The 2038-nt window shown below is 61.1% G+C and carries 2 protein-coding genes and 1 pseudogene; 1 reads left to right on the top strand and 2 read right to left on the bottom strand.

All coding sequences use genetic code 11. The features are described from left to right. Both ACOOGG_RS00870 and ACOOGG_RS00875 read right to left on the bottom strand, forming a co-directional pair. Positions 1-152: ATP-dependent Clp protease adaptor ClpS (locus tag ACOOGG_RS00870; RefSeq protein WP_420431324.1), on the bottom strand; the 152-nt coding region annotated here is incomplete at its 3' end. 46 nt (positions 153-198) lie between these two features. Continuing rightward, a complete protein-coding gene (locus ACOOGG_RS00875; protein ID WP_420431322.1) occupies positions 199-1425 on the bottom strand; it encodes an LL-diaminopimelate aminotransferase in 1227 nt (408 codons plus the stop codon). Positions 1426-1478: 53 nt separating this feature from the next. Between ACOOGG_RS00875 and ACOOGG_RS00880 the strand changes: the two are divergent. Next, positions 1479-2038, top strand: a pseudogene (locus ACOOGG_RS00880) (B12-binding domain-containing radical SAM protein); the annotation flags it as partial.

The raw sequence follows: 2038 nt of genomic DNA on the forward strand, positions 1-2038 counted from the left end.
AAGGTGTTCACCACGTATTCCATGGTGTTCACCGGGTCGTTATGCAGCAGCACCTTGTAGCGAGGTGACTGTTTGCGCACCCGCTCGGGTGCCTTTTCCATCACCGCAGCTCCACCGGGGGAACGGGTGGGTGTGTCCACCGCCATGGCCATGCTGTTCGGCTGATTCAAATCTAAAGGAAATCGGTGCACGACTTGCTCAAAGGGCCTTGATTCGGGCCATCGCAGCATCCACGTTGGCGCGGCTGTTGAAGGCGGACAGTCGGAAGTAGCCCTCACCTGCGGCGCCGAAGCCACTGCCAGGGGTTCCCACCACGTTGGCCTTGTTCAACAGGTGGTCAAAGAAACCCCAGGAATCCATGCCATCGGGGGTCTTGATCCAGACATAAGGCGCATGCTCGCCCCCGTAAATGGTGAGACCCGCTCCACTGAGTTCACGGCGAATGATGGCGGCGTTCTCCATGTAGAAGTTCACCAGACCCTTCACTTCCGACTGGCCCGCATCGGAATACACCGCTTCCGCGCCGCGCTGAATGATGTAGCTGACGCCATTGAACTTGGTGCTCTGGCGGCGATTCCACAGACCCCAAAGTTCGACAGCCTCGCCGTTGGCTGCCGTGCCCTTGAGTCCCTTGGGGACCACGGTGAAGGCGCAACGGGTGCCGGTGAAGCCAGCGTTTTTAGAAAAGGAGCGGAATTCGATCGCGCACTCGCGTGATCCTTCGATTTCAAAGATCGAGTGGGGCAGGCTCGGGTCCTGGATGAACGCCTCATAAGCGGCATCAAACAGGATCAGAGAGCCATTGCTGCGGGCGTAATCCACCCAGGCTTTCAGCTGTTCCTTGGTGGCCACTGCTCCGGTGGGGTTGTTGGGGAAGCAGAGGTAGATCAGATCCACGGGCTCGTTGGGGATCTGGGCGGCGAATCCGTTGTCGGCGCTGATCGGCAGATAGGTCAGCCCCCCGTAGCGGCCTTCCTCTCCCGCTTCACCGGTGCGGCCCGCCATCACGTTGGTGTCCACATACACGGGATACACCGGATCGGTCACGGCGATGCGGTTGCCTTCGCCGAGGATGTCGAGGATGTTGCTGCTGTCGCATTTGGAGCCGTCGGAGACGAAGATCTCTTCGGCGCTGATGTCGCAGCCGCGGGCCTGGAAGTCGTGCTTGGCAATGGCCTCCCGCAGCCAGCCATAGCCCTGTTCGGGGCCATAGCCGTGGAATCCCTCGGCCGTGCCCATTGCATCGATGGCGGTTTTCATCGCTTCGCGGCAGGCCAGCGGCAGCGGTTCGGTCACATCGCCGATGCCCAGCCGGATTAGTGCGGCGTCAGGGTTGGCGGCGCTGAAGGCTTTGACCCGACGGCCGATTTCCGGGAACAGGTAGCCCGCTTTGAGCTTGAGGTAATTGCCGTTGACCTGCACCACGGAACCAAAGGGGTTTCTGCGGGGGCATCCTGCCCTGTCGACCGCTCCATACGATGCAGTCAGGTGTGAGGACATCCGTCGTGGTCGTGTCTGCCCCGGATCACCCGGTTGATTTTCACCAGCTGGTTGACAGCAGCATCAACAAGCCTGCCCGTTACATGGGCCATGAGCTGGGTGTGGAGCCGCGGGATTGGCAGGCGGCTCAGGTGCGTTGGGCGCTCACCTATCCCGAGATCTACGAGGTGGGCTCCAGCAACCTGGGCCACATCATTCTCTATTCCATCCTCAATGCGGTTCCCGGTCAGCTCTGTGATCGGGCCTATCTGCCGGCGGCTGATCTGGCGGCCCGTCTGCGGGAGCAGGAGCAGGCCCTGTTCGGTGTTGAAAGCCGGAGACCGTTGCCTGCGTTTGACATTCTCGGCTTCAGCTTGAGTTACGAACTGGGCGCCACCAACATCCTGGAGATGCTGGATCTGTGCCGGGTGCCGTTACGGGCGTCGGATCGCGGAGATCTGCCACTCAATGATCCAGCGGCACCTCCGTTGATCTTTGCCGGAGGCCCCACGGCCACGAGCAATCCCGAGCCCTATGCCCCGTTCTTCGATTTCATCGC

Source organism: Candidatus Poriferisocius sp. (genome assembly GCF_965214065.1).
Lineage (GTDB): Bacteria > Actinomycetota > Acidimicrobiia > Acidimicrobiales > Bin134 > Poriferisocius.